Origin of the sequence: Aeromonas rivipollensis (genome assembly GCF_010974825.1) — a bacterium.
In the GTDB taxonomy this organism is placed as follows: Bacteria; Pseudomonadota; Gammaproteobacteria; order Enterobacterales; family Aeromonadaceae; genus Aeromonas; species Aeromonas rivipollensis.
The window spans coordinates 229492-253813 of sequence record NZ_JAAILA010000026.1; the positions used below are offsets into that span (position 1 = coordinate 229492).

26 protein-coding genes are annotated in these 24322 nt (G+C 61.0%); 13 read left to right on the forward strand and 13 right to left on the reverse strand.

Translation table 11 applies throughout. The annotated features are described in order from the left end of the window. The first annotated feature begins 19 nt into the window (after nucleotides 1–19). Both G4923_RS16110 and G4923_RS16115 read left to right on the forward strand, forming a co-directional pair. Nucleotides 20–1069 carry an oxidoreductase gene (locus tag G4923_RS16110; protein WP_163137666.1) on the forward strand — a complete coding sequence of 350 codons (1050 nt, stop codon included), beginning with the start codon at nucleotides 20–22 and terminating at the stop codon, nucleotides 1067–1069. A 309-nt stretch (nucleotides 1070–1378) separates the two neighbouring features. Then, nucleotides 1379–1612, forward strand: a complete 234-nt coding sequence (locus tag G4923_RS16115; RefSeq protein ID WP_025328222.1) for a hypothetical protein — start codon at nucleotides 1379–1381, stop codon at nucleotides 1610–1612. Between the two features lie 84 nt (nucleotides 1613–1696). Here G4923_RS16115 and G4923_RS16120 read toward each other — a convergent pair whose 3' ends face one another. Both G4923_RS16120 and G4923_RS16125 read right to left on the reverse strand, forming a co-directional pair. After that, a complete protein-coding gene (locus G4923_RS16120) occupies nucleotides 1697–2152 on the reverse strand; it encodes an NfeD family protein (protein WP_106885852.1) in 456 nt (151 codons plus the stop codon). Further along, entirely contained in the window at nucleotides 2149–3072 is a 924-nt protein-coding gene (locus G4923_RS16125) for an SPFH domain-containing protein (protein WP_025328220.1), read from the reverse strand. The genes G4923_RS16120 and G4923_RS16125 overlap by 4 nt, the downstream gene beginning before the upstream one ends. 198 nt (nucleotides 3073–3270) lie before the next feature. On the opposite strand from G4923_RS16125, the gene cysG reads away from it, so the two are divergent. The 5 genes from cysG to cysC all read left to right on the forward strand — a co-directional run bounded on the left by cysG (nucleotide 3271) and on the right by cysC (nucleotide 9648). Then, nucleotides 3271–4701 carry a siroheme synthase CysG gene (cysG, locus tag G4923_RS16130; RefSeq protein ID WP_163137667.1) on the forward strand — a complete coding sequence of 477 codons (1431 nt, stop codon included), beginning with the start codon at nucleotides 3271–3273 and terminating at the stop codon, nucleotides 4699–4701. A 108-nt stretch (nucleotides 4702–4809) separates the two neighbouring features. Continuing rightward, the gene (cysD, locus tag G4923_RS16135) at nucleotides 4810–5718 is read left to right on the forward strand and encodes a sulfate adenylyltransferase subunit CysD (protein ID WP_163137668.1); all 909 of its coding nucleotides are present in this window, start codon (nucleotides 4810–4812) and stop codon (nucleotides 5716–5718) included. Nucleotides 5719–5729: 11 nt separating this feature from the next. Beyond that, on the forward strand, nucleotides 5730–7169 hold the full coding sequence (cysN, locus tag G4923_RS16140) for a sulfate adenylyltransferase subunit CysN (RefSeq protein ID WP_163137669.1): 1440 nt from the start codon (nucleotides 5730–5732) through the stop codon (nucleotides 7167–7169). Between the two features lie 4 nt (nucleotides 7170–7173). Then, nucleotides 7174–8898 (forward strand): SLC13 family permease, encoded by a 1725-nt coding sequence (locus tag G4923_RS16145; protein ID WP_163137670.1) that lies wholly within the window; start codon nucleotides 7174–7176, stop codon nucleotides 8896–8898. Nucleotides 8899–9057: 159 nt separating this feature from the next. Continuing rightward, nucleotides 9058–9648: an adenylyl-sulfate kinase gene (cysC, locus tag G4923_RS16150; protein ID WP_163137671.1), complete on the forward strand. Its 591-nt coding sequence runs from the start codon at nucleotides 9058–9060 to the stop codon at nucleotides 9646–9648. A 472-nt stretch (nucleotides 9649–10120) separates the two neighbouring features. On the opposite strand, the gene G4923_RS16155 is transcribed toward cysC, so the two are convergent. From G4923_RS16155 to G4923_RS16195, 9 genes are all read right to left on the reverse strand, one after another. Then, a complete protein-coding gene (locus G4923_RS16155; RefSeq protein ID WP_163137672.1) occupies nucleotides 10121–10711 on the reverse strand; it encodes a hypothetical protein in 591 nt (196 codons plus the stop codon). Between the two features lie 962 nt (nucleotides 10712–11673). Then, a complete protein-coding gene (locus tag G4923_RS16160) occupies nucleotides 11674–12522 on the reverse strand; it encodes a TIGR03899 family protein (RefSeq protein ID WP_163137673.1) in 849 nt (282 codons plus the stop codon). A gap of 137 nt (nucleotides 12523–12659) precedes the next feature. After that, a complete protein-coding gene (locus G4923_RS16165; RefSeq protein ID WP_025328211.1) occupies nucleotides 12660–13133 on the reverse strand; it encodes a DUF3299 domain-containing protein in 474 nt (157 codons plus the stop codon). 33 nt (nucleotides 13134–13166) lie between these two features. Next, entirely contained in the window at nucleotides 13167–14414 is a 1248-nt protein-coding gene (locus G4923_RS16170; protein ID WP_163137674.1) for an ABC transporter permease, read from the reverse strand. A gap of 79 nt (nucleotides 14415–14493) precedes the next feature. Continuing rightward, entirely contained in the window at nucleotides 14494–15180 is a 687-nt protein-coding gene (locus G4923_RS16175; protein WP_106885860.1) for an ABC transporter ATP-binding protein, read from the reverse strand. Nucleotides 15181–15184: 4 nt separating this feature from the next. Next, nucleotides 15185–15781, reverse strand: coding sequence for a DUF2796 domain-containing protein (locus G4923_RS16180; RefSeq protein ID WP_163137675.1), 597 nt, complete (start codon nucleotides 15779–15781; stop codon nucleotides 15185–15187). A 35-nt stretch (nucleotides 15782–15816) separates the two neighbouring features. After that, on the reverse strand, nucleotides 15817–16107 hold the full coding sequence (locus tag G4923_RS16185) for a hypothetical protein (protein WP_163137676.1): 291 nt from the start codon (nucleotides 16105–16107) through the stop codon (nucleotides 15817–15819). Nucleotides 16108–16150: 43 nt separating this feature from the next. Then, nucleotides 16151–16693 (reverse strand): YtfJ family protein, encoded by a 543-nt coding sequence (locus G4923_RS16190; protein ID WP_163137677.1) that lies wholly within the window; start codon nucleotides 16691–16693, stop codon nucleotides 16151–16153. Between the two features lie 220 nt (nucleotides 16694–16913). Further along, nucleotides 16914–17792: a hypothetical protein gene (locus tag G4923_RS16195; protein ID WP_111910454.1), complete on the reverse strand. Its 879-nt coding sequence runs from the start codon at nucleotides 17790–17792 to the stop codon at nucleotides 16914–16916. A gap of 123 nt (nucleotides 17793–17915) precedes the next feature. Between G4923_RS16195 and G4923_RS16200 the strand changes: the two genes are divergently transcribed. Beyond that, a complete protein-coding gene (locus G4923_RS16200; protein WP_193558498.1) occupies nucleotides 17916–18266 on the forward strand; it encodes a hypothetical protein in 351 nt (116 codons plus the stop codon). 27 nt (nucleotides 18267–18293) lie between these two features. On the opposite strand, the gene ppa is transcribed toward G4923_RS16200, so the two are convergent. Next, nucleotides 18294–18824, reverse strand: a complete 531-nt coding sequence (ppa, locus tag G4923_RS16205) for an inorganic diphosphatase (RefSeq protein WP_005329022.1) — start codon at nucleotides 18822–18824, stop codon at nucleotides 18294–18296. A gap of 233 nt (nucleotides 18825–19057) precedes the next feature. Here ppa and mpl point away from each other — a divergent pair, with 233 nt between their 5' ends. Next, on the forward strand, nucleotides 19058–20422 hold the full coding sequence (mpl, locus tag G4923_RS16210; RefSeq protein ID WP_163137678.1) for a UDP-N-acetylmuramate:L-alanyl-gamma-D-glutamyl-meso-diaminopimelate ligase: 1365 nt from the start codon (nucleotides 19058–19060) through the stop codon (nucleotides 20420–20422). Further along, complete coding sequence (locus G4923_RS16215) at nucleotides 20419–21030, forward strand: flavin prenyltransferase UbiX (RefSeq protein ID WP_163137679.1); 612 nt, start codon at nucleotides 20419–20421, stop codon at nucleotides 21028–21030. The genes mpl and G4923_RS16215 overlap by 4 nt, the downstream gene beginning before the upstream one ends. A 79-nt stretch (nucleotides 21031–21109) precedes the next feature. Here G4923_RS16215 and G4923_RS16220 read toward each other — a convergent pair whose 3' ends face one another. Beyond that, complete coding sequence (locus G4923_RS16220) at nucleotides 21110–21724, reverse strand: TetR/AcrR family transcriptional regulator (protein ID WP_025328201.1); 615 nt, start codon at nucleotides 21722–21724, stop codon at nucleotides 21110–21112. Nucleotides 21725–21925: 201 nt separating this feature from the next. Between G4923_RS16220 and hpt the strand changes: the two genes are divergently transcribed. The 3 genes from hpt to G4923_RS16235 all read left to right on the forward strand — a co-directional run bounded on the left by hpt (nucleotide 21926) and on the right by G4923_RS16235 (nucleotide 24256). Then, on the forward strand, nucleotides 21926–22456 hold the full coding sequence (gene hpt / locus G4923_RS16225; protein WP_025328200.1) for a hypoxanthine phosphoribosyltransferase: 531 nt from the start codon (nucleotides 21926–21928) through the stop codon (nucleotides 22454–22456). A gap of 112 nt (nucleotides 22457–22568) precedes the next feature. Continuing rightward, nucleotides 22569–23486: an ABC transporter ATP-binding protein gene (locus tag G4923_RS16230; RefSeq protein ID WP_163137680.1), complete on the forward strand. Its 918-nt coding sequence runs from the start codon at nucleotides 22569–22571 to the stop codon at nucleotides 23484–23486. Further along, nucleotides 23483–24256 (forward strand): ABC transporter permease, encoded by a 774-nt coding sequence (locus G4923_RS16235; RefSeq protein ID WP_139745436.1) that lies wholly within the window; start codon nucleotides 23483–23485, stop codon nucleotides 24254–24256. The genes G4923_RS16230 and G4923_RS16235 overlap by 4 nt, the downstream gene beginning before the upstream one ends. Nucleotides 24257–24322: the final 66 nt, after the last annotated feature.

Genomic DNA, 24322 nt, shown 5'->3' on the forward strand with positions numbered 1-24322 from the left:
CAGTTCAGCGGAGAATCCCATGAGTCAGACAATCAACGCCGCCCTGGTGGGCTACGGCTTTGCAGGACAGACCTTCCACGCCCCCTTCCTGACCAGCACCCCGGGGCTTGCCCTGCGCTGGGTGGTGAGTCGGGATGCCGCCAAGGTGCAGGCCGAGCTGCCCGGCTGCCGCGTCGGCTCGCTGGACGAGGTGCTGGCCGACAGCACTGTCGATCTGGTGGTGATAGCGACCCCCAACGATACCCATGCCCCCATAGCCCGTCAGGCACTGCTGGCGGGCAAGCACGTGGTGATCGACAAGCCGTTCGCGCTGGATCTGGCCGAAGCCGAGGCGCTCGTCGAGCTGGCCGAGAAGCAGCAGCGGCTGCTCAGCATCTTCCACAACAGGCGCTGGGACGGGGACTTCCTCACGGTACGCCGCCTGCTGGCGGAGGGGGCGCTGGGGCAGATCGCCCAGTTTGAATCCCATTTCGATCGCTACCGCCCACAAGTCCGTCAGCGCTGGCGGGAGGCGGGCGGCCCGGGTTCCGGGCTCTGGTTCGATCTCGGTCCCCACATCCTGGACCAGGCGTTGCAACTGTTTGGCCAGCCTGACTGGATCCAGGCGGATTTGGCCGCCCAGCGCCCGGGGGCACTGAGCGATGACTACTTCCACGTGGTGCTGGGCTACGGCGCGCTTCGGGTGATACTGCATGGCAGCTGTCTGGTCTCTGCCACCATGCCGCGCTTCGTCATCCACGGCAGCGAAGGATCCTTTATCAAGTTCGGCATGGATGTGCAGGAGGAGCAGCTCAAGCTCGGCCTGCGCCCGCCCGCGGCGAACTGGGGCCTGGATCCCGAACCCGGCCAGCTCAGCCGCATGGTGGAGGGGCAGCCCCTGGTGCAGGCGGTGAGCGGGGAGGCCGGGGATTACGGCGCTTACTACAGCGGTGTCTGCGCCGCCATCAGGGGGGAGGCGAGCAACCCTGTGCCCGCGGTGGAGGCCCTGGCGGTGATGGCGCTGCTGGATCTGGCCAGAGAGAGCGACAGCCAGGGGCGGCGGCTGATTTGTCAGAAGCTGTCTGATTGAGGTCACTTTCACTATCTGGGTGATGGCTGCCGAAATGGCAACGATTGACTGACAATCGTTCTCTTGTTGGTGTTTAATTGTGCTGTCTTGCGTCAATAAAGGCGTATTGTATTAATATTTGTCGTTGCAGTAGTTCTTTTTATCTAGCCAACGAGAAAATATCATTGTGATACGCGTTTTCATTGGCTGCATATGGGGATATATTTCGCGCGCCTCCTGACTCCCGGTGGCTCGCTGTTTTACCGGGAGCGAAGACGCACAGTGATGGTTATTGACACCATCTCTCCATCTTTTTTTGAGGGTATGCACATGAACAAAGTACTGGTAGCCGGTATCCTGGGTCTGATGTTGACCGCCTGTGGTCAGAAAGAAGAAGCCGCCGCTCCGGCTGCTACTCCGGCCGCCGACGTTGCTGCAACTGTTAGCGAAGCTGCCTCTACCGTAGAGAAGGCCGCTTCCGAAGCGTCTGCTACCGTCGAGAAGGCTGCTGCTGACGTGGCCACCAAGGCAGAAGCTGCTGTGAGCGATGCCAAGGCCAACTAAGCCTGCACCTCATAAAAAAAACGGGCCCGGCGGTAACGCCGGGCCCGTTTTTTTATGGCCACTGTGGGGGCAGATACTGCCCGGTCAGGGCAGCGGCTCCACCAGCAGTATGTGGGAGTCGGCTCCCACCACTTTGACCCGGCTGCCCGCCGGCAGCGGCACAGGGCAGCGCACCGTCCAGACGGTGTCATCCAGATGCACCCGGCTGGTGCCCTGGCTCACCTCATCGAGCAGGGTCAGCTCCCGCCCCAGATAGCTCTGCATCCGCTCGTTGATGGGGGCGGCCGCATCGCGGCTCGAGCGGTCGCGCTTGTGCTGCCAGCGCCACCAGGCCCAGGTGGTCACCAGGGACTGCGCCGCAAACAGCAGCAGCTGGGCCTGCCAGCCGAAGGGCCAGAGCAGCAGGATCAGGCCGACTTCTAGCGCGGCTATGCCGGTCCAGAGCAGAAATCCCACCGACCCCAGCACTTCGATGGCCAGCAGCACGAAGCCGAGCCCCAGCCAGTGCCAGTGAGTCAGCCCCTCGAACAGGGCTGTCATGACTTGCCGACCTTGCCATCTTTGTTGAACAGCTCGGCCATGCCAGCCACCGAGCCAATCAGGCTGCCCGCCTCCAGCGGCATCATGATGATCTTGCTGTTGGGCCCTTCACCTATGCGGGCCAGCGCCTCTGTATATTTCTGGGCCACGAAGTAGTTGATGGCCTGCATATCCCCCTCGGCGATGGCCTTGGAGACCATATGGGTCGCCTTGGCTTCCGCCTCGGCGGCACGCTCCCGCGCCTCGGCGGCGAGGAAGGCGGCCTGGCGTTCCCCCTCGGCCTTGAGGATCTGGGACTGCTTCTCCCCTTCCGCTTTCAGGATCTTGGACTGGCGCACCCCCTCGGCCTCCAGCACCTCGGCCCGTTTCTGCCGCTCGGCCTTCATCTGGGCGTTCATGGCTTCCACTAGGGCCAGCGGCGGGCGCACATCCTTGATCTCGATCCGGGTCACCTTGATGCCCCAGGGGGCGGTGGCCGCATCCATGGTGCGCAGCAGCTTCTCGTTGATGGTGTCGCGCTGGGAGAGCATCTCGTCCAGCTCCATGGCGCCCAGCACTGTCCGCATGTTGGTCATGGTCAGATTGCGGATGGCGCTGGTGAGGTCGTTGACCTCATAGGCCCCTTTGCGGGCATCCACCACCTGCACGAAGCTGATGGCGTCTATGGTGACGTTGGCGTTGTCCCGGGAGATCACCTCCTGAGCCGGGATGTCCAGCACCTGCTCCATCATGATGATCTTGTGGCCGACTCTGTCCACATAGGGGATCAGCAGGTTGAGTCCGGGGGAGAGGGTACGGGTGTAGCGACCGAAGCGCTCCACAGTCCAGTTGAAACCCTGGGGCACTATCTTGATGCCCGCGCTCAGGGTGGCCAGCACCAGGAACACGAAGATCCCCAGCACAATCAATGACTCATTCATGGTAAAGCTCCTTATGAAACACTTTCACTAGCCTAGGGTCTGGTGCGAACCACCACAAGGACATTCGCTCCCCTTTGCCACGACATGGTTTTGCTAATTACTAAAACGCATTAAAGAGCATTTTTTATTATTTTGAGGGATAAGGACTCCTGCCTATAGTCGCCCCAGATGTCGTCGTATGCCGAGGAGTGGGCCCTGATGGATTATTTACCTATGTTTGCCAGGTTGGAAGGCCGCCCGGTATTGCTGGTGGGCGGGGGCGAGGTTGCCCTGCGCAAGGCGCGCCTGTTGCTGGCGGCAGGTGCCCGGCTGACCCTGGTCTCCCCCGAGCTAGACCCCGACTTCGCCGAATTTGCCGGTCGCTTCACCCATGTGGCGGCGCGCTTCGACCCGGCCCATCTGGCTGGCCAGATCCTAGTGGTGGCTGCCACCGACAGCCTCGAGGTCAACGCCCTCGTCTATCAGAGCGCCAACCAGCTCGGGCTCTTTGTGAATGTGGTGGACGACCCCGAGCGCTCCAGCTTTATCTTCCCCTCCATCATCGACCGCTCGCCCCTGATGGTGGCCGTCTCCAGCGGCGGCAAGGCCCCTGTGCTGGTGCGTCTGCTGCGCGAGCGACTGGAGAGCCTGCTGCCCCGCCATCTGGGTGGACTGGCCGAGCTTTCGGGCCGGGTGCGGGTCAAGGCCAAGCGGGTGCTAGCTTCTCTCTCCGATCGCCGCCGCTTCTGGGAGCGGGCATTTGCCTCCAACACCCTCGCCGGTCTGATTGAGAAAGCCGATTGGCAGGGGGCAGAGGGCTGGCTCAATGAGGGGCTCGACAAGGCCCAAAGCGAAGTGGGCGAGGTGGTGCTGGTCGGTGCGGGCCCCGGGGATCCTGGCCTGCTGACCCTCAAGGCGCTGCAACAGATTCAACAGGCCGAAGTGGTGCTCTATGACCAGTTGGTCTCCCCTGAGATCCTGGACCTGGTGCGCCGTGACGCCACCCTGGTGTCGGTCGGCAAGAAGGCCGGTGCCCACAGCGTGCCCCAGGAGGAGACCAATCGCCTGCTGGTGCAATACGCCAGGGCGGGCAACCGTGTGGTGCGGCTCAAGGGGGGGGATCCCTTCATGTTCGGCCGCGGCGGCGAGGAGCTGGAAGTGCTGGCAGAAGAGGGCATTCCCTTCTCGGTGGTGCCCGGCATCACGGCCGCCGCCGGCGCCACCGCCTATGCGGGCATACCGCTCACCCACCGTGACCATGCCCAGAGCGCCGTCTTCATCACAGGCCACTGCCAGAAGGAGGGCAAGGAGCCCGACTGGCAGCAGCTCGCGGCAACCAACCAGACCCTGGTCATCTACATGGGGCTGATGCGCTCCGAGCACATCCAGCAACAGCTGGTGAGCCATGGCCGAGGCCAGGGCACCCCCATCGCCATCATAGAGCGGGGCACCACAGCCCGTCAGCGCGTGCTGACCGGCACCCTGGCTGACCTGGCCGTACTGGCCGAGCAGGCGGTGAGCCCCTCCCTCATCGTCATCGGCGAGGTGGTGGCTCTGCGCAAGCAGCTCGCCTGGTTTGGCGAGCAGGGTGGCGAACAGGCCGAGACAGAGGCGAGCCGCCACGAACTGAAGCTGGTGAGCCTGGCCTGAGGGCAGGCCGCGACAGCAACCGATTTGACGGTGCGGCCAAGGCGGCACCGAACTGAACCAGAACTGCGCCCCGAGCAGGCGCGATAGCAATGAACCGAGGACCCAGACATGGACCGTGAAAGACTGACACACCTGCAACAGCTGGAAGCCGAGAGCATCCACATCATCCGCGAGGTGGCTGCCGAATTTGAAAACCCGGTGATGATGTACTCCATCGGCAAGGACTCCTCCGTCATGCTGCACCTGGCCCGCAAGGCCTTCTATCCGGGCAAGATCCCCTTCCCCTTGCTGCACGTGGACACCAACTGGAAGTTCAAGGAGATGATCACCTTCCGGGACGAGACCGCCAAGAAGTACGGGCTGGATCTCATCGTCCACAAGAACCCGGATGGCCTGGCCATGGACATCAACCCCTTCGTGCACGGCAGTGGCAAGCACACCGACATCATGAAGACAGAGGGGCTCAAGCAGGCACTCAACAAGTACGGCTTCGATGCCGCCTTCGGCGGGGCGCGCCGGGACGAGGAGAAATCCCGGGCCAAGGAGCGGGTCTACTCCTTCCGTGACAAGTCCCACCGCTGGGATCCGAAGAACCAGCGCCCTGAGCTGTGGCGCGTCTACAACAGCCAGGTCAACAAGGGGGAGAGCATCCGGGTGTTCCCGCTCTCCAACTGGACCGAGCTGGACATCTGGCAATACATCTATCTCGAGAACATCGACATAGTGCCGCTCTATTTCGCGGCCATGCGCCCCGTGGTGGAGCGCAGCGGCATCAAGATCATGGTGGATGACGAGCGCATGCCCATAGGCCCGGAAGACGAGGTAAAGCAGGAGCTGGTGCGCTTCCGCACCCTGGGCTGCTACCCGCTGACCGGGGCCATCGAATCCAATGCCACCACCTTGCCCGAGATCATCGAAGAGATGCTGCTCACCACCTCGAGCGAACGGCAAGGGCGGCTCATCGACCACGATCAGGCCGGCTCCATGGAGCAGAAGAAGCGTCAGGGATATTTCTAAGGAATCGCATCATGAACAACCATATTCAGACCGCCATCAGCGAACAGGGCATTGAAGCCTACCTGCACGCCCAGCAGCACAAGAGCCTGCTGCGCTTTCTCACCTGCGGCAGCGTGGACGACGGCAAGAGCACCCTCATTGGTCGCCTGCTGCATGACTCCCAGCAGATCTATGAAGATCAGTTGAAGGCGCTGGAGTCCGACAGCCAGAAGCTCGGCACCACAGGTGAGAAGCTGGACCTGGCACTGTTGGTGGACGGCCTGCAGGCGGAGCGCGAGCAGGGCATCACCATAGACGTGGCCTACCGCTATTTCTCTACGGCAAAACGCAAATTTATCATCTCGGATACCCCGGGCCACGAGCAGTACACCCGCAACATGGCCACCGGCGCCTCCACCTGCGATCTCGCCATCATATTGATCGATGCCCGCAAAGGGGTGCTGGATCAGACCCGTCGCCACAGCTTCATTGCGAGCCTGCTCGGCATCAAGCAGTTCGTGGTGGCGGTCAACAAGATGGATCTGGTGGAGTTCAGCCAGGAGGTGTTCGATCGCATCAGCTTGGAGTACCACGAGTTCGCCAAGAAGCTCAGCGTCGACACCATCCACATAGTGCCGGTCTCGGCCCTGGACGGTGACAACGTGGTCAATCAAAGCGACAAGCTGGCCTGGTATCAGGGCGAGACCCTGCTCGCCCTGCTGGAGAGCGCCGATGTGATACAAAATGCGGAGCGCGAGCTGGAATGCCACCCGGTGCGCCTGCCGGTGCAGTACGTGAACCGCCCGAACCTGGATTTTCGCGGCTTCGCGGGCACCCTGGCCTCCGGCATCCTGAGGGTCGGCGACCGGCTTGCGGTGCTGCCGTCCGGCAAGGAGAGCACTGTGACCCGCATCGTCACCTTCGACGGGGATCTGGAGTACGCCCTGCCGGGTCAGGCCATCACTGTCACCTTCGCGGACGAGATCGACATCAGCCGGGGCGACCTGCTGGTGGATGCGGCGAAAAAGCCCCAGGTGACCCAGAACGTGCTGGCTCACATCGTCTGGATGGGGGAGGAGTCCCTGCAACCGGGCCGGGTCTATGACGTCAAGCTGGCCACCAAGAAGAGCCGTGGCCAGGTGGAGGCCATCCGCCATCGCATCGAGATCAACAAGCTGGATGAGTTGCCGGCCGCTGAGCTCAAGCTCAACGAGATCGGCCTGTGCGAAGTGAGCCTGACCGACCCAGTGGCGTTCGACCCTTACAAAGAGATCCGCGACACCGGCAGCTTCATCCTGATCGACCGGCTGACCAACGTCACCGTGGGTGCGGGCATGATAGTGGAAGGGCTGGCCGCAAAAGCGGTGGCAGGGCAGTACAGCGAGTTCGAGATCGAGCTCAACGCCCTGGTGCGCAAGCATTTCCCCCACTGGCAGGCGCTGACCATCAGCAACGATTCCGGCAAGGAGTAAGCCCATGACCTGGCAACAATCCCTGGTGCTGGGTCTGCTGGCTGCCCTCGTCGCCCTGCTGATCCAGGGCAAACTCCGGCCGGCGCTGCTCTTTTCGGGCGCCGTGCTCATCACCTATCTGAGCGGCCTGGCGGACATCAACGCCGTGGTGGCGGGCTACACCAACAGCGCCCTGCTGACCCTGGTGTTGCTGCTGCTGGTGTCGCTCGCGGTGGAGAAGACCCGGATCATGAGCTGGTTCGCCAACCTGGTGGGCACCGGCTCCTTCAACAAGGTGCTGGTCAAGGTGTGGTTCTCCACCGCCTTCCTGTCGGCCTTCGTCAACAACACCGCCGTGGTGGCCTCCATGCTGGGGGCGGTCAAACGCAACCCCAACCATGCCCCCTCCCGGCTGTTGCTGCCCATGTGCTTCGCGGCCACCTTTGGCGGCGTGCTGACCCTGATCGGCACCTCCACCAACCTCATCGTCAACAGCTTCCTCATCAAGATGGGGGCGCCGCCGCTCGGCATGTTTGACTTCTTTATGGTGGGTGCTGGCACATTATTGACAGGGCTGGTGGCCGTGCTGCTGTTTGCCCGTCACCTGCCGGAGCAGGACACAGAAATGAGCCGGGAATCCGGCTACTTTCTCGAGGCCAAGGTGGGGGCCGGTTCCCCCATGGCCGGGCGCAGCGTCAAGGAGAACGGCCTGCGCAGCCTCAAAAGCCTCTATCTCGCCGAGATCATTCGCGGGAATCAGGTGATCTGCCCGGTGCAGCCGGAACACGAGCTGCACGAGGGGGACATGCTGCTGTTTTGCGGCGACGTGGAGAGCGTCGGCGTGCTGCAGGAGCTCAAGGGGCTGGATCTCTACGGCCAGCACCGCCTCAACGGCCAGCACCTGGTGGAGGTGATCGTCAGCCACAGCTCGCGGCTGGTGGGGCAATCCATCAAGGATGCGGAGTTTCGCACCCACTTCGATGCGGTAGTGCTGGCGGTGCGCCGTGGCGAGACCCAGCTCACCGGCGGCCTCGGCCAGATTGAGCTGCACGCCGGCGATACCCTGCTGCTGGCCCCGGGCCCCAAGTTCGCGGGCAACAAGTCCCTCTCCCGGGAGTTCGTGGTGGTGAGCGGGCTCGAAGCCTCCACCCGGCTCGATGGCAAGCGCAGCGCCGCCGTGGTGCTGGGCTTTCTCGGGGTGCTGGCGCTCTCGGTGTTCGATCTGGTGCCGCTCTTCAAGGGGCTGCTGGTGATGCTGGTGGTGCTGCTGTTCTCCCGCATCCTGACCCTGGACGAGATCCGCCGCCGCTTTCCGCTGGATATCTGGCTGGTGGTGGGCGGGGCGCTGGCCATTGCCGATCAGCTGGAGAAGAGCGGCCTGGCCAGGTTGATTGCCGACTGGCTGATGGGGGAGTTCAACGGTTCCAGCCCCCTCATCGCCTTTATCGGCATCTACCTGTTTACCCTGGTGCTGACCGAACTGATGAGCAACAACGCCGCCGCGGCCCTGGCCTTCCCCATGGGCTACCAGCTGGCCCTCAGCATGGATGTCTCCACCATGCCGTTTATCCTGGCGGTGCTGTTCGGGGCGAGTTCCAGCTTTATCCTGCCCTACGGCTACCAGACCAACCTCATGGTCTATGCGGCGGGTAACTACAAGATGCCGGATTACCTCAAGCTGGCGGTGCCTGTCTCCCTGGCTTACAGCCTGGGGGTGATCGTCATGGTGCCCCTGCTGTTTCCGTTTTAAGGCGCAACCCTCTTCGTTTTGGGGCCCTGATGCCTCGCAAGGAGTTTGAATGAGCAATACCATGGCATCAGCAAGTTATCGGCTGACAGTCCGAGTCGGCTCCCCGTGGTTCCAGAGAGTTTCAGTGTTGAGGCGTGAGCGCCAATCAAGGAGTATTGGATGAGCAATATCGTGTGGCATGCCCATGCCGTCGACAAAGAGAGCCGGGCCGAGCTGAAGGGGCAAAAACCGTTGGTGATCTGGTTCACCGGGCTATCGGGGGCGGGCAAATCCACCCTGGCGGGGGCCCTGGAGCAGGCGCTGGCCGCGCAAGGCAAGCACACCTATCTGCTGGATGGGGACAACGTGCGCCACGGCCTGTGCGGGGATCTGGGCTTTGATGACGCCGCCCGCCAGGAGAATATCCGCCGGGTCGGCGAGGTGGCGAAACTCATGGTGGATGCGGGCCTTATCGTCCTCACTGCCTTTATCTCACCGTTCCGTGCCGAGCGGGATCTGGTGCGCAATTTGCTGGGCGCCGACGAGTTTGTCGAGGTGTTTGTGGATGCTCCCCTTAGCGTGTGCGAAGAGCGCGATCCCAAGGGACTCTACAAGAAGGCTAGGGCCGGGGAGATCCGCAACTTCACCGGCATCGACTCGGCCTACGAGGCCCCCGAGCAGCCGGAAATACACCTGCTTAACGCCGGCAAACCGGTGGCGGTGCTGGTGGATGAGTTGCTGACCGCCCTGCGGCAGGGGAACTACCTGTAGTAATTGAATTGTGCCGTCTTGCAAAGGCTGCCGGATCGTTATTCCGGCAATCGGGTAATCACCCGGGCAGCAAGCCGTAAGCAGTAAATAGAGCGCAGGCGCGGGTCGCAAGGGCAAAGAGGCCATTTTTGTCCGCCTCGCCTGCGTGTCATGGAATCGGAAGAACATATAACAAGCGCCCGGCGGCCTGTCAGTTGGCCACCACAGGCGCTTATGGGCTGGCGGCAGCCACTATAAGCAAAAGTTGGGTCATCAGCGGAAAACCCATAAATTCAGCTTATAGTGGCACCGGCGAGCCTTGAGCCACTCCAAGGCAGCCGATATAACCCCCGCAAGGGGATCTTCCGATCCTTGCTTATGCCGTTGCGGGGTTATTCGCGACTGTTCGAATACGCTGCGCTATTTGAACCTACGGGCTCATGGGTATGTTCCCGTCCCCTATGATTGTCGATAAGCAATTGAAATATAACGATTACTCTGCTGACACACCCTTGTGGCAAGCCAGAGCCACAATAGCTAAGGAGAGGATTGCCAGTATCAACAAGCGCTTAGCTAACCATATGTGGCTTGATTTATTGCTTTGCCGACTTTGGTACACGCTCTCATAGCTCATCAAGACCTGTGCGCCTTCTTGGATCTGCCAAACCCGTTCGTAATAGAAGGGCCACCAAAGATCGTAAAATTGCTGGCTCCAGACCGTGACCCGTTTGCCTTTTGCCGCGATTAGCAAAGTTATATCAAAGATACTGCCTCGATAGGCTATTTCCTCTCCTGAGTCCGCTAGGATCCTGATCGTGGAGCCGTGTGCAGTACGAAGGGGCTGGTAAACATGCACAAGCACCCCTTCATTTTTCGTCAACCGTTCCAGCGGTAAGGCGGGGTTCAGTGATTGAACGTATGAAAAAAGGCTCCAGAAGCCAGCCATGATGGCTACCGCCACCAGAAACTTGGTCCACCACTTTTGCATGGCACGGACGCCGAACACACGCCAGAACCAGGTGGATTGAAAGCGCACCTTCGTCATTCGCCATTGTTTGCGTAATGCGAAAATTTCCATAGTCATACTTTATTTATCCCTGCGTATGTTTCCAGCTGCCATCTGCTGCAAGGGGACATTACGATCTGCAGAGCCCATCATTTCTTGGTTATGGGTGAGAAGACTATGTCGCCTCAGGGAGGGTTATGCCCTGCGCCATCTCAGCCCACCTCAGTTTCGAAGGATGCCACCTCCCGACGGCATCCCTGTGAGCAATTATTTTGCTCACATATCCTCCTTCACCAAACTCATCTACCTGCAATCCCTTCGGTACCTGGTGCGTGATAAATAGCATCGTCACCTTTCCTTTGAGTCGGTTAATTGTTTGGGCAAAAAGCTCGGCGGTCTGCTGATCCAAATTGGAAATGGCTTCGTCAAAGATCATCTCGTATGTTGGGCTAAAAATCGTAGGTTGGTGCTGAACGTAGTGAAGCCCAACGTTTACCGCGAAATATTTCTACAAATTTGTTTTACCGAGCGACCCAATCCATGTTTATCCGGCTTTGGTTGGCGTAATAATGCTCGTCTGTTGGGCTTCGCTGCGCTCTGCACCAACCTACACGAAGTGAAGCCCAACGTTTACTGCGAAACGTATCTGAAAATTTTTTACCGAACGACCCAATCCATGTTTATCCCGCTCTGGTTGGGGTGTTCATGCTCATCTGTTGGGCTTCGCTAGGCTCTGCACCAACCTACAAAAACCACGCTACCGCCCCTGAATCACAGCCTCCAGTCTGCTGCTTTTACCAATGGCTTTGCTCTGGTCTGGCTCATGGCTGACTCCAACGAGACATTTACCAAATGGCAGTGTTACCGAACGGGGCTGGGGAGAGAAGCGGGAGAGGGTGGTTTTATGGGCAAGATCAATAAACGAGTCGCGCTCACGCTGACCTTGTCATGCTCATGGGCCCGGTATCTGTGACCATACCGGGCCCATGGCCTTTGTCGGCCGCTGGGCTGTCAGGGGGAAGCCCAAGGGTCTGCCGGGATCAGCTGGGGAGATCAGGCTCGCCGGCCGGGGCCAGCATCAGGGTCTCTATCTGCAGGTTGGTGGAGAGCAGTGTCTTCAAGTCCTGCAGGTACTCCTCCAGGGGGGGCTCTTCCAGCAGCAGGGCAAGTTCGTTGCCGATGGGGGTGAGGCGGTAATAGAGCAGGGTGAGGTTGCTCTGGCGCTGGCGCAGGCGCCAGCGCTGATTGCCGAAGGCCAGCTCGACCCCGTCCGCAGGCAGGGGACCGGATTCCAGCTCGCCGCGGTGCAGCAGGCCGAGATCGCACAGCAGCAGCAGGGCGCTGTAGGGGACCCGGTATTTGCCAAGCCCCATGCGGGTGACCTTGGCGCGGCTGAGGAGGCCGGCCCCCTTGTGCATGCCCAGCAGCAGGCGCTGCTCGTCGCTGCCCTCGTAGTGGCAGGAGAGGGCACAGATGCGCTGGAACAGCTGGGCTTCGCGCTGGGTCATCTCCTTGAGGGTGTTGAGGGCCCGGATGGAGAAGCGCCCCGGGGTCGCCACCTCCAGGGCGAAGATCCGCCCCCACAGCTGCTGCATGGGCACCATGCTGATGTCTTCGGCCAGTTGAAGGAAGCGGGTCAGCCAGTCGCTGTCCATCTCGCCGCCAGCCGCCGTCTCTTCACAGTGACGGGTGGCCATCACCATGATGGCCTCCAGATTGCGCTGGCGGGCGGCCTGATCCGCCAGATGGCGGAAGGTGGCACGCTGTTCGAAGGTGCTGTCGCTGTTGCGGGTCAGCATGCCGTCTATGCCGCGACTGCGGGCCAGGCGCAGGGTCTGCTCCTGGCTGCTCAGGATGGCACTCTCTTTCTTGGGGGGCAGGTCAGCCATGCTGGCTCCGTGATCGCAGGGTCTGGTGTTGAATGTTACTCCAACCTGGCCCATGAACAATCCCTCAGGCGGGGGCGGCATCAGCGGGCTGTCACAGGATAAAAAAATGGCCTCCCGCAGGAGGCCATCGGCGTGGCTTACTCTTCGTAGACGCTGACCTCGACCGCCTCCATGGAGTAGGAGGCGGTGGCCATTTCGTGGCTGGAGCTGACGGTGTGCATCTTGCCCTTGACCCAGATGGCGTCCCAGAGATCGTCCACCGGCGCCCCCTTGGGGTAGCTCACGTAGATTACCTGGTTGGTGGGGGGCGGCGGCACATGGATGCAGGCACCGAAGTAGGGCACCAGCAGGAAGGCGGTGATGGTCTTGGCATCCCCCTCCAGCGGCACCACGAAGCCGGGGATCCGCACCTCCTGATTGTCCAGCTTCTTGTTGACGCCCCCCACCGGCTGCGGCACCGACATGGGGTCTTCGTGATTGACCTGGGGCGGTGGCAGCAGCTTCTCCCCCTCCGGGATCAGCACGTCCCAGTCGATGGTCTTGTAATCGGCGGCCATGGCAGGCAGCACCAGCAGGCTGGCCAGCAGCGCCACTATCTTCCACTTCATCATCTGTCCTTCTCTCATTTTTATGCGGGCATGTCGCTAGATACGAATGCTCATGCCATCGCTCAGGCTGTAGCGGTAAGCGCGGGCGGCGGGCAGCAGGCCTATCACCATACCCGCCAGCCACACCAGCCCCAGCAGTTGCCACTCGTAGGCGCTCGGCAGCCCCAGGCTCAGTTGCAGGCCATAGTGGCTGAGCAGCCAGGGGGTGGCAAGCCCCTGGCCGAGATAGAGCACGGCCACCCCGAGGGCGATGCCGAGGGTGGTCAGCGCCATCGCCTCCAGCGCCAGCAGCAGGAAGAGGTGGGAGGGACCCGCGCCCAGGGATCTCAATATGGCGAGCTCGCGGCGCCGCTCGTTGAGCCCCGCCAGCAGGGTGGTCAGCATGCCGATGAGGCCCGCCACCACCACGAAACCGGCGATCACCGACAGTGCCGTCTCTGCCACGCTCATCAGACTCCAGAGCTCCTGCAAGGCGGCCCCTGGCAGTATGGCCATCAGCGGCTCCCTGGGGTAGGTGTTGATGCTGCGCTGCAGCTGGAACGCCAGAATCCGGTTACTTAAGCCCACCATAAAGGCGGTGATGGTCTTGGGGGTGAGATCCAGTGCCAGCGCCTGCTCCGGGGTCACATTCTTGCTGTGACGGCCGCTGTCCCAGCCGAGGTGGATCGCCTCTATCCCCGCCAGCGGCACATGTATGGTGCGATCTATGGGGGTACCGGTCGGTGCCAGTATCCCCACCACCTTGAACGGCAGGTTGTCGTGCTGGCTGAAGGAGGTGTTGCCGGCGCCGTGGGCGATGACGATGGCTTGATCCAGCTTGTAGCCGAGCTTCTGTGCCACCTGGGCGCCGAGCACAGCCTCGAACGGCGTGTCGAACGGCCGCCCCTCGCGCAGTTGCAACGACTGCTGCTGGCCGTACTTCAGATGGGTGAAGTAGTCACCGTTGGTGCCGAGCACCCTGAACCCCTTGTGGGAGTCACCGAGAGAGAGGGGGATGGTCCAGGCGACGCCAGGTTTTGTCTTGATGGCCTGATAGGAATCCCAGCCCACGTTGTTGGTGGGGTTGCCGATGCGAAACACCGAGTAGAGCAGCAGGTTCACCTGACCGGAGCGGGCGCCGACGATGAGATCGGTACCAGAGACAGTGTTGGAGAAACTCTCCCGGGCTTGCATTCGCACCCGTTCCACCCCAAGCAGCAGGGTGACGCTGATGGCAACGGCCAGCAGGGTAAGCCCGGCGGTGAGGCGGCGGGCCCAGAGACTTTGCAGGGCAAGCTTTAGCATGATGCCCTCCGTTTTTTAGCTTGTGATTTACCCAACCTTGCGGGGCTTGCCGGGCAGAGGCGCTGGTTTGCGGCTGTCATCATGCGGCCCTCCGGTTGAGCAGTTGCAGGTTCTCCACCCGGGGAAAGAGGGGCTCCAGATAGGGGTCGTGGCTGACGAAGACGAGGGTCGAGCCCTGCTTGTCGCACTCCTCGAACAACAGCTTTATGAAGGCGGCCCTGTTGTCGGTATCCAGGGCCGAGGTGGGCTCGTCGGCGATCACCAGGGGCGGCGAGCCGATCAGCGCCCGGGCGGCGGCGACCCGCTGTTGCTGGCCGATGCTGAGGGCGTGAACGGGTCTGTGCAGCGCCTCGTCCGGCAGTTGCAGCTCCCCTAGCAGGCGGCGCGCCTCCTGTTCCGGGCTCCCCAGCAGGCGGGCGCGCTTTTCGGGGGAGAAGGTGAGGGCGGCGGTGACGTTGTCCAGCACCGAGAGAAATGGCAGCAGATTGAACTGCTGGAAGATGTACCCCAGATTGGCCGCCCGGAAGTGGTCACGGGCACGGCCGGAGAGCCGGGCCAATGGTTGGCCCAGCACCTCCAGGGTGCCGTGGTTGGCGGTCTGGATCCCGGCCAGCAAGCCGAGCAGGGTGGACTTGCCGGAGCCCGACGGCCCCTTGATAAACACCCGTTCCCCCTCACTGATGCGCAGGGCGGGCAGATCGAGTACAGCCTCGCCACCTGGCCAGGCAAAGGCCAGATCGCGGATCTCAACCACGGCGTTTTTCATGGCGTTACCAGCTCAGCTTGTTGGCGGACGGGGTCAGCTCGGCCGCGGTCTGGCCGGTGGGCAGTATCCCCTGCACGCTCAGCTTCTCCAGGCTCGGATAGAGGCTGAACAGGGTCGCCTCAAGGCCATTGAGCTTGGCCGGGGTGGCGCAGGTGTAGGTGTACATGGCTCCGAGATCGGCGTGACCCGCTTCGTCATGATGGTCTTCATGCTCGTCGCTGGCAGCCTTGTCATGGTCATGGTCATGGTCATGGTCATGGTCGTGATCATGATCATGCTCTTCCTTGGCGGCCTGCAGCGCTTGCTGGATCAGCTTGCAGCCGGCGGCCGGGTCCAGGCGGAACAGGGCGTCAGGCTGCTGGAGGCGGGCGACTGCCTTGGCGTATTGCGCCTTCTCTTCATCGCTCTTGGCGGCGTGCTCGAAACCCACCAGATCGGCGGCGGGGGCCTGCAACTCGATCATCAGCTGGTCGCCATCGACCACCAGATTGAGGTGGCCGTGGCCGTGCTCGTGGGCGCCATGGCTGTGACTTTCGTGTTCGTCGTGATTTGCCTGAGCGCCAAAGGCGGCTGCGGCCAGCAACAGGGTGACTGCTTTCATCGTTAATCCTTTTGAAAAATTGATAAGAAACTGATTCAACGGAAGAAACAATGAAGGTGCGGCGGGGCTCTGATGCGGCTATGACCTGCTGTGGTGGGGGTGACATTCGGCAGGGTGGCGCCGACAAACAACGCTATGGCAGAGGACGGGGTGGGGACAAAGGGGGTCGGGGTCAGTGCCAGCTTGCCATCCAGATGCAGGGCGCAGAGGGTGCAGGCATGGCTATGGTCGGGCAGGTCGGCTTCAAACGGGTGCTGTGCCAGCGCCGGTTGCATCCACAACCAGCCCAGCAGCAACACCCAGATTGTCAACGTGGAACGACCCATAGACCCTTATGGAAAGGGCGCCATCAGCGCCCTTCTCTCTGATTCAGAGATGGGACTGGATGAGCCCCATCACCTTGGTTATCTCGGTGGCATCGAGCTGGCCATCTTTGGCAAACAGCACCTTGCCCTCTTTATCCAGCACTATGATGGCCGAACTCTCCGGCGCCAGATCCCAGGCGTTGCGGGCCATGCCCTTGGCATCCAGCACCATGGTGGACCAGGGAAACTCTTTCTTGCTGTCTTCGGCGCTGCTCTTCACAAAAGCGGAGGTGCCCCAGATGGCGTCATTGCTGTTGATGATGGTGACTGTCTGGTACTTGTCATGGGGCAGCTTGGCCGCCTTGATCGCCTCTATCATGGGGGCATTGAGCTCCTTGGCGCTGGAGCGACCCGCGATATGCTGGATCAGAAAGACCTTGCCGGTCAGTACCTTGCTTTGCCAGGGCTGGTAGCTGATCTCTTTCTCTTTCAGCACAAGCTCGCCCTTGTCGCCGATGTTGACCAGCGGCACCTGGGTCGACTCCTTGATGTTGTGGGCCAGAACCAGGGTTGGCAGCAGCGCCAGGGTAAGTACGAGATGTTTCATCCGTATGACACTCCTTTGTTATGTTATAACGATTTTGGGATCGAGGGAATGGGACAACCCACATCCTAAACTGATCGGATCTGTTTAAAAAGTGTTAAATAAACGCGAGGGTTGATCCGGTCGCAGAAGCACTCTGCCCATTAACGTGCGAATAGCGGCGGCAAGGATGGCATGGAGTCGATAAAAATCAACCGCTTGCCCATACACACTGGCAGTGGACTCAATAGAGTGGCTCACTGATCAGGGGGATCTGGGCCATGGTCATCTGCTGGGCCAGCAGGGGGGAGCCGGTCAGCAGCACGTGGCGCTGGTTGTCTATCACCAGGGTATCCCCTTCCAACCCGCTGTCGGCTGTGATGGCGAGCCAGGCCGGCGAGACGCTGCCGATGCTGATGCCCGGATAGATTATGCTGAGGTTGTATTGCGGTGCCAGCTCGGCCAGCAGGCTGGCCATCAGCAGCGCCTTCTCGTCGCTGTCGGCCTTGTTGTCCTGCAGGGCCTGCAGGGGAGGGGCGAAGTGATCCATCTGTTCGGGCGGGGTGGGGATGGCGCTTAACCACTCCTGCAACAGGTTGACGCTGGTGGCCAGATCCTTGGCCGAGAACTGCCTGGCCAGGGGCTTGAGATCCCCCTTGAACTGGTAGAACAGCTGGGAGTAGTTGGGCCTCACGCAGGGGAGCTGGCGATTGGCGGGGTGCACGCAGGGCAGCACCCGCATCTCATAGAAGGCATCTTCCTGATACTGCTCATAGGCCTGCCAGAACTGGGTGGATTCGAGGCTGTCGTCATGCAGGGTGAAGGCCTGCTCCAGATTTCGAAACTTGGTCGCCGTCTCCGGGCTGTTCTGGTTGATCTGGTTGATGCTGTTGTAGAGCCTGGGGCTGATGTAGGAGTAGAGGGTCTCCAGCGGATAGTTGAGGGAGGCATCGAGCAGCGTCATCTCATGGCGGCTGGCCGAGAGGACCCGCTCGTCCGTGCTCAGTTGCAGGTGCTTGCGTTGACCGTCGGCTGATTGCCACTGCCAGCTCAGGTTGACCTCGTTGGCCATAGCCGCGGAGCCGAAGAGTAGACTCCACATCAGGCCTTGTGCCAGTTTCATGGTGTGCATCCTGCTTGGGTGATACTAAACAACTAGGTGAGCCGACGGAATTTGGATTGGTCTAGTGATGACGATATTGGTAATTATCTGATCCAGCTTTAAATTTAATCAGGAAAATAAGTCATGCGAGAAATAACCATGAAGCCTGTTTCAATGTGTTTGCTGATATTGCTCTCGTTGCCGGCACAGGCGGGTCAGGTGATCGTCAATCAGGGCATGTCCACGGCAGATACCTTCGCCCTGCGGGATCAGCTGGCGCGGGAACATGAATGGCAGGAGTGGTTGCGGTTCCAGCAGGCCGTCAAGTGGCTGGAGGTGCTGCCGGTCAACTGCGATCTGGTGGGAGGCGCCGGGCAGGAATATCGCTGTGGTGACAACTATTACCGCCCCTATCGGCAGAACGGGCGCGACCTCTATATCCAGGGGGATCCCCCCGGTCAGTCCCCGCAACGGCCAATAAAAAAGGCGCCATAAGGCACCTTTTTTTTGCGAGGGAGACGCTTACTTGGCAGCGTAACGCTCGGCAGAAGTCAGGATTTCAGCTTCGGCGGCGGCCTTGTCGCCCCAGCCTTCCACCTTGACCCACTTGCCTGCTTCCAGCTCTTTGTAGCGCTCGAAGAAGTGCTGGATCTGGGCTTTCAGCAGCTCGGGCAGGTCGTTCACATCCTGGATGTGATCGTACTGCTTGGTCAGCTTGGAGTGCGGCACGGCCACGATCTTGGCATCTTCGCCAGATTCGTCGGTCATCTTCAGCACGCCAACCGGACGGCAGCGAATGACGGAGCCGGCCAGCAGCGGGTAGGGAGTCGGCACCAGCACGTCGACGGGATCCCCGTCCAGGGACAGGGTGGCGTTCACATAACCGTAGTTGCACGGGTAGAACATAGGGGTGGACATGAAGCGATCAACGAAGATGGCACCGCTGTCCTTGTCGACTTCGTATTTGATCGGGTCGGCATTCTGCGGGATTTCGATGATGACGTAGATGTCGTCAGGCAGGCTCTTGCCAGCCGGTACCAGGTTCAGGCTCATGACGTTTCCTTTGAGTGTTGGAGTCAAGTTTGCAGGCCGACATTATAGCGATGTCCCGTCAAATGACCATATTTCGCGGGCAGGGGAGCGTGCTGGTGGATGTCGCGTCGCCTGAGGCCGTCCGATTTCTGTCGCCTTGCCGGGCCTGGCTGCGCTCTGGTCATGGTCGCGGCTTGTGCCACCGGGTCAAGAGACCCTAGAATGCGCACTCCCTTACTGGAAAAGGCAGCGGTATGCACATTCACATTCTCGGGATCTGCGGCACCTTCATGGGTGGTCTGGCGGTGTTGGCGAAACAGCTGGGCTATCGAGTCACCGGCTCGGATGCCAACGTCTATCCCCCCATGAGCACCCAGCTCGAGCAGCAAGGTATCGAGTTGACCGAGGGCTATGACCCGTCCCAGCTCGATCCGGCGCCGGATCTGGTGGTGATCGGCAACGCCATGAGCCGTGGCAACCCTTGCGTGGAGTATGTGCTGGATCGCAATCTGCCCTACATCTCCGGCCCCCAGTGGCTGCTGGAGCATGTGCTGCAGGATCGCTGGGTGCTGGCCGTGGCGGGCACCCATGGCAAGACCACCACCGCCAGCATGCTGGCCTGGGTGCTGGAATACGCCAAGCTCGAGCCCGGCTTCCTCATCGGTGGCGTACCGGGCAACTTCCCGGTCTCCGCGCGCCTGGGCTCAGCCCCCTTCTTCGTCATCGAGGCGGACGAGTATGACTGCGCCTTCTTCGACAAGCGCTCCAAGTTCGTCCACTACCATCCGCGTACCCTGGTGATGAACAACCTGGAATTCGACCACGCGGACATATTCCCGGATCTCGCCGCCATCCAGCGCCAGTTCCATCACCTGATGCGTACAGTACCGAGCAACGGCCGGGTGCTCTTCCCCCAGGCCGACGACAACCTCACCGCGGTGCGCAAGATGGGCTGCTGGAGCGAGGTGGAGCTGGTGGGCCAGGACGACGCCAAGTGGAAGGCGGTCAAGCTGGCCGATGACGGCTCCGTCTTCGAGGTGTGGCTGGATGGCGTCAAGCAGGGTGAGGTGCACTGGGAGTGCATCGGCGAGCACAACGTCAACAACGGCCTGATGGCCATCGCCGCTGCCCGCCATGCCGGTGTCATGGTGGAGCACGGCATAGCCGCCCTCTGCCAGTTCAAATCCCCCAAGCGGCGGATGGAGCTCAAGGGCGAAGTGGCGGGCATCAGCGTCTATGACGACTTTGCCCACCACCCCACCGCCATCGAGACCACCCTCGGCGGCCTGCGTGCCAAGGTGGGTAAGGCCCGTATTCTGGCGGTGCTGGAGCCCCGCTCCAACACCATGAAGCTGGGGGTGCACAAGGAGGAGCTGGCAGGTTGCTTCGACGGCGCCGACGAGGTGTTCTTCTTCCAGCCGGCGAACATCGGTTGGGACCTTGGCGAGGTAACCGCTCACATGAGCCGTCCGGCTCAGGTGTTTGACGATCTGGAGGCCCTGATCAACCGGCTGGTGGCCGAGAGCCGTGCGGGGGATCATATTCTGATCATGAGCAACGGCGGCTTCGGCGGCATTCACGACAAGCTGATAGCCCGCCTCAGGCAAGGCACATCATGAACAAGCAGATCACCCTGGCGCTGACCGGCGCCTCCGGCGCTCCCTATGCCCTGCGCCTGCTCCAGTGTCTGGTGCAGGCGGACTACAAGGTTTACCTGCTCGCCTCTTCGGCCGCCCGGGTGGTGCTCAAGACCGAGCAGCAGCAGGAGTGGCCGGGGTCGCCGAAAGAGCTGTCTGCCCATCTCTGTCGCCAATATGGCGCCAGGGAGGGTCAGATAGTGGCCTGCGGCAAGGAGGAGTGGTTCTCGCCGGTGGCCTCCGGCTCGGCGGCGCCCAGGCAGATGGTGGTCTGCCCCTGCTCCATGGGCACCGTCTCGGCCATCGCCAACGGCGCCTCCGACAACCTGCTGGAGCGGGCGGCGGATGTGGTGATCAAGGAGCGCGGCCAGCTCATTCTGGTGCCCCGCGAGAGCCCCTTCTCGGCGATCCATCTGGAGAACATGCTGAAACTGGCGCGGCTCGGGGTGACCATAATGCCCGCCGCACCGGGGTTCTATCATGAGCCGAAAAGCATCGAGGATCTGGTGGACTTCATGGTCGCCCGCATCCTGGATCATCTGGGGGTCGAGCATGCGCTGACCGAGCGCTGGGGCTATGCCAAGTCCTGAGTCTGTGAGACGAAAGAGAGGCAAACAAAAGCGGCGCCGACCTGAACAGTCCGGCGCCGCTTTTTATTGGCAGGGAGGATCAAACTACCTGGAGGGGGGCCGTCACGTACTTGAACAGAAAATCGGTCACTTCTTCCCGGCTCGGGCGCTGTGGCTGATTGATCATCTGCATCATGACGTAGCCGAACCCGGTCAGGGAGCGGGCCAGATCCTGCGCCGACAACACGCTCTGGATCTCGCCACTGTCCATGGCCGCTTGCAGGTGGGGGGCGATGCGCTCCAGCGCCTTGTCCAGCAGGCGGGTGTAACGGGGCCAGACCTCTTCCCGTACCGACGAGCTCCATTCCAGCCAGATGCTGGCGTGGTCCGGTTTGTCATAGGCGGCGTCAACGAACAGCTTCACATGGCGGTGGATGCTGTCCCTGACCGAGCCCTGGCCGTTGTACGCCTGCTCGAGGATCTGCTGCACAAAGCCTTCAATCTCGGCCAGCACTTCATCGACCAGATCTTCACGGGTGTTGAAATAGTTGAACACGGTGGCAACCGAGACTTTGGCCTGCTCGGCAATTTCGGCATGTCCCGCACGGCCAATGCCGCGACGGGAAAATACCTCGATGGCACATTCCATCAATTGATCACGACGAGCCTCCGGCGACAGCCGGGTCCGACGTCTTATTTCTGCGCGTGGTTCCATAGTTTTTTCATCTAATAGTTATTGATTATGGTGTTTATAGTATTGTCACCGATAATGCCCGAAGGCTTGCTAACTCTATCAATTAAAATAAGCCGATAAAAGCATCACGTATGCCTGACGCCTTCCGGTTGGAGTGGTAGAATCATCGGTTTTGATGTTAATGAACGGCCAATAACCCTTTGGCCATTATTGGAGTATGTGATGAAACACAACGTCGAGGTGATGATCTCCGAGGCTGACGTCGCCGCCCGGATCGCCAAACTGGGTGAAGAGATCACCGCCCGTTACCAGGGCTCCGATGAAGTCGTGATGATTGGCCTCTTGCGCGGCTCCTGCGTCTTCCTGGCCGATCTCTGCCGTCAGTGCCAGCTGCCCATCACCCTGGATTTTATGACTGCCTCCAGCTATGGCTCCGGCATGCACAGCACCCGTGACGTGCGCATCCTCAAGGATCTGGATGACGACATCAAAGGCAAGGACGTGGTGATCGTCGAGGACATCATCGACACCGGTTACACCCTCAACAAGGTGCGCGAGATCCTCTCCCTGCGCGAACCTAAATCCCTGGCCATCTGCACCCTGCTGGACAAGCCGTCCCGTCGTGAGGTCCAGGTGCCGGTGGACTGGATTGGCTTCGCCATCCCGGACGAGTTCGTGGTGGGCTGTGGCATCGACTACGCCCAGAAGTACCGTAATCTGCCCTTCATCGGCAAGGTAGTGCCGCAAGAGTAAGCAAGGCTCGGACGTGGCAGGGCAGCTTGGCCGCCCGCCATCGACTGTCTTCAGGCGGCGCTAAAGCCGCCTTTTCTGTCTCGAGATGGGCTCATCCATCACAGGGGTTGCAATGAACGCATTGGAAATCAGCGGTCTGAAGAAGACCTATCAGGGGGGCGTCGAAGCCCTCAAGGGCATAGATCTCACCGTCAAGCAGGGAGATTTCTTCGCCCTGCTCGGCCCGAACGGGGCGGGCAAGTCCACCACCATCGGCGTGATCAGTTCGCTGGTGAACAAGAGTGCCGGCAAGGTCAAGGTGTTCGGTTACGACATCGACACCGATCTGGAGCTGGCCAAGGCCCAGCTCGGGCTGGTGCCCCAGGAGTTCAACTTCAGCCAGTTCGAGAAGGTGAGCCAGATTGTCACCCACCAGGCCGGTTTCTACGGCGTGCCAAGTGCCGAGGCCAAGGTGCGCGCCGAGAAGTACCTGCGCCAGCTCGATCTGTGGGACAAGCGCGACATGGCGGCCCGTACCCTCTCCGGCGGCATGAAGCGCCGGTTGATGATAGCCCGCGCCCTGATGCACGAGCCCAGGCTGCTGATCCTGGATGAGCCGACCGCCGGGGTGGACATCGAGATCCGTCGTTCCATGTGGAGTTTCCTCAAGGATCTGAACGAGCAGGGTGTCACCATCATACTCACCACCCATTACCTGGAAGAGGCCGAGATGCTGTGCCGCAACATCGGCATCATCGACAAGGGGCGCCTCATCGAGAACACCAGCATGAAAAACCTGCTCGGCAAGCTGGGGCGGGAGACCTTCCTGCTGGATCTGGTGCCCGGCAGTCAGGTGCCGACCCTGCCCGAATTCAACGGTCGCATGCAGGATGAGCACACCCTGGAGGTGGAGCTGGACAAGAGCCAGTCCCTCAACAGCCTGTTCGATCAGCTCTCCGCCCAGGGGGTGCAGGTGCTGAGCATGCGCAACAAGGCAAACCGGCTGGAAGAGCTGTTCGTCAACCTGGTAGAGGAGGGTCGCAAAGCATGAATCCCATGACCTATTACATCGCCTTCAAGAGCATACTGGCCAAGGAAGTGAGCCGCTTTACCCGGATCTGGATCCAGACCCTGGTGCCGCCGGCCATCACCATGAGCCTCTACTTCGTCATCTTCGGCAACCTCATAGGATCGCGCATCGGTGACATGGGGGGCTTCAGCTACATGGAGTTCATCGTGCCCGGCCTCATCATGATGTCGGTCATCACCAACTCCTACTCCAACGTCGCCTCCTCCTTCTACAGCGCCAAGTTCCAGCGCAACGTGGAGGAGCTGCTGGTGGCGCCTGTGCCCAACTACATCATCATCGCTGGCTATGTGGGCGGCGGCGTGGCCCGGGGCCTCTGTGTCGGTCTCATCGTCACCCTGGTCTCCCTGTTCTTCGTGCCGCTGCAGATCCACCATCTGTTCAGTGTCTGCTTCACTGTGCTGCTGACCTCGATCCTGTTCTCCCTGGGGGGGCTGATCAATGCCGTGTTCGCGAAGTCGTTCGATGACATCAGCATCATCCCGACCTTCATCCTGACGCCGCTCACCTATCTGGGGGGAGTCTTCTACTCCATCAGCCTGCTGCCGCCCTTCTGGCAGGGGGTCTCCCAGGTGAACCCCATCATCTACATGGTGAACGCGTTCCGCTACGGCTTCCTCGGCATCTCCGACGTGCCGCTCGGCACCGCCTACCTCATCATCATCGGCTTCATCGTCGCCCTCTACGGGCTGGCCTGGTGGCTGATTTCCCGGGGTACCGGACTGCGGCACTGAGTTGCAACCATGAAAAAGGCGCCGAAAGGCGCCTTTTTTATTTGTCTTGTCCCGTCCTGAATATGG

What these genes read in the sequence shown, in the direction of transcription:
- G4923_RS16110 (WP_163137666.1), top strand. Translation starts at nt 20, where the DNA reads ATGAGTCAGACAATCAACGCCGCCCTGGTGGGCTACGGCTTTGCAGGA.
- G4923_RS16115 (WP_025328222.1), top strand. Translation starts at nt 1,379, where the DNA reads ATGAACAAAGTACTGGTAGCCGGTATCCTGGGTCTGATGTTGACCGCC.
- G4923_RS16120 (WP_106885852.1), bottom strand. Translation starts at nt 2,152, where the DNA reads ATGACAGCCCTGTTCGAGGGGCTGACTCACTGGCACTGGCTGGGGCTC.
- G4923_RS16125 (WP_025328220.1), bottom strand. Translation starts at nt 3,072, where the DNA reads ATGAATGAGTCATTGATTGTGCTGGGGATCTTCGTGTTCCTGGTGCTG.
- cysG (WP_163137667.1), top strand. Translation starts at nt 3,271, where the DNA reads ATGGATTATTTACCTATGTTTGCCAGGTTGGAAGGCCGCCCGGTATTG.
- cysD (WP_163137668.1), top strand. Translation starts at nt 4,810, where the DNA reads ATGGACCGTGAAAGACTGACACACCTGCAACAGCTGGAAGCCGAGAGC.
- cysN (WP_163137669.1), top strand. Translation starts at nt 5,730, where the DNA reads ATGAACAACCATATTCAGACCGCCATCAGCGAACAGGGCATTGAAGCC.
- G4923_RS16145 (WP_163137670.1), top strand. Translation starts at nt 7,174, where the DNA reads ATGACCTGGCAACAATCCCTGGTGCTGGGTCTGCTGGCTGCCCTCGTC.
- cysC (WP_163137671.1), top strand. Translation starts at nt 9,058, where the DNA reads ATGAGCAATATCGTGTGGCATGCCCATGCCGTCGACAAAGAGAGCCGG.
- G4923_RS16155 (WP_163137672.1), bottom strand. Translation starts at nt 10,711, where the DNA reads ATGACTATGGAAATTTTCGCATTACGCAAACAATGGCGAATGACGAAG.
- G4923_RS16160 (WP_163137673.1), bottom strand. Translation starts at nt 12,522, where the DNA reads ATGGCTGACCTGCCCCCCAAGAAAGAGAGTGCCATCCTGAGCAGCCAG.
- G4923_RS16165 (WP_025328211.1), bottom strand. Translation starts at nt 13,133, where the DNA reads ATGATGAAGTGGAAGATAGTGGCGCTGCTGGCCAGCCTGCTGGTGCTG.
- G4923_RS16170 (WP_163137674.1), bottom strand. Translation starts at nt 14,414, where the DNA reads ATGCTAAAGCTTGCCCTGCAAAGTCTCTGGGCCCGCCGCCTCACCGCC.
- G4923_RS16175 (WP_106885860.1), bottom strand. Translation starts at nt 15,180, where the DNA reads ATGAAAAACGCCGTGGTTGAGATCCGCGATCTGGCCTTTGCCTGGCCA.
- G4923_RS16180 (WP_163137675.1), bottom strand. Translation starts at nt 15,781, where the DNA reads ATGAAAGCAGTCACCCTGTTGCTGGCCGCAGCCGCCTTTGGCGCTCAG.
- G4923_RS16185 (WP_163137676.1), bottom strand. Translation starts at nt 16,107, where the DNA reads ATGGGTCGTTCCACGTTGACAATCTGGGTGTTGCTGCTGGGCTGGTTG.
- G4923_RS16190 (WP_163137677.1), bottom strand. Translation starts at nt 16,693, where the DNA reads ATGAAACATCTCGTACTTACCCTGGCGCTGCTGCCAACCCTGGTTCTG.
- G4923_RS16195 (WP_111910454.1), bottom strand. Translation starts at nt 17,792, where the DNA reads ATGAAACTGGCACAAGGCCTGATGTGGAGTCTACTCTTCGGCTCCGCG.
- G4923_RS16200 (WP_193558498.1), top strand. Translation starts at nt 17,916, where the DNA reads ATGCGAGAAATAACCATGAAGCCTGTTTCAATGTGTTTGCTGATATTG.
- ppa (WP_005329022.1), bottom strand. Translation starts at nt 18,824, where the DNA reads ATGAGCCTGAACCTGGTACCGGCTGGCAAGAGCCTGCCTGACGACATC.
- mpl (WP_163137678.1), top strand. Translation starts at nt 19,058, where the DNA reads ATGCACATTCACATTCTCGGGATCTGCGGCACCTTCATGGGTGGTCTG.
- G4923_RS16215 (WP_163137679.1), top strand. Translation starts at nt 20,419, where the DNA reads ATGAACAAGCAGATCACCCTGGCGCTGACCGGCGCCTCCGGCGCTCCC.
- G4923_RS16220 (WP_025328201.1), bottom strand. Translation starts at nt 21,724, where the DNA reads ATGGAACCACGCGCAGAAATAAGACGTCGGACCCGGCTGTCGCCGGAG.
- hpt (WP_025328200.1), top strand. Translation starts at nt 21,926, where the DNA reads ATGAAACACAACGTCGAGGTGATGATCTCCGAGGCTGACGTCGCCGCC.
- G4923_RS16230 (WP_163137680.1), top strand. Translation starts at nt 22,569, where the DNA reads ATGAACGCATTGGAAATCAGCGGTCTGAAGAAGACCTATCAGGGGGGC.
- G4923_RS16235 (WP_139745436.1), top strand. Translation starts at nt 23,483, where the DNA reads ATGAATCCCATGACCTATTACATCGCCTTCAAGAGCATACTGGCCAAG.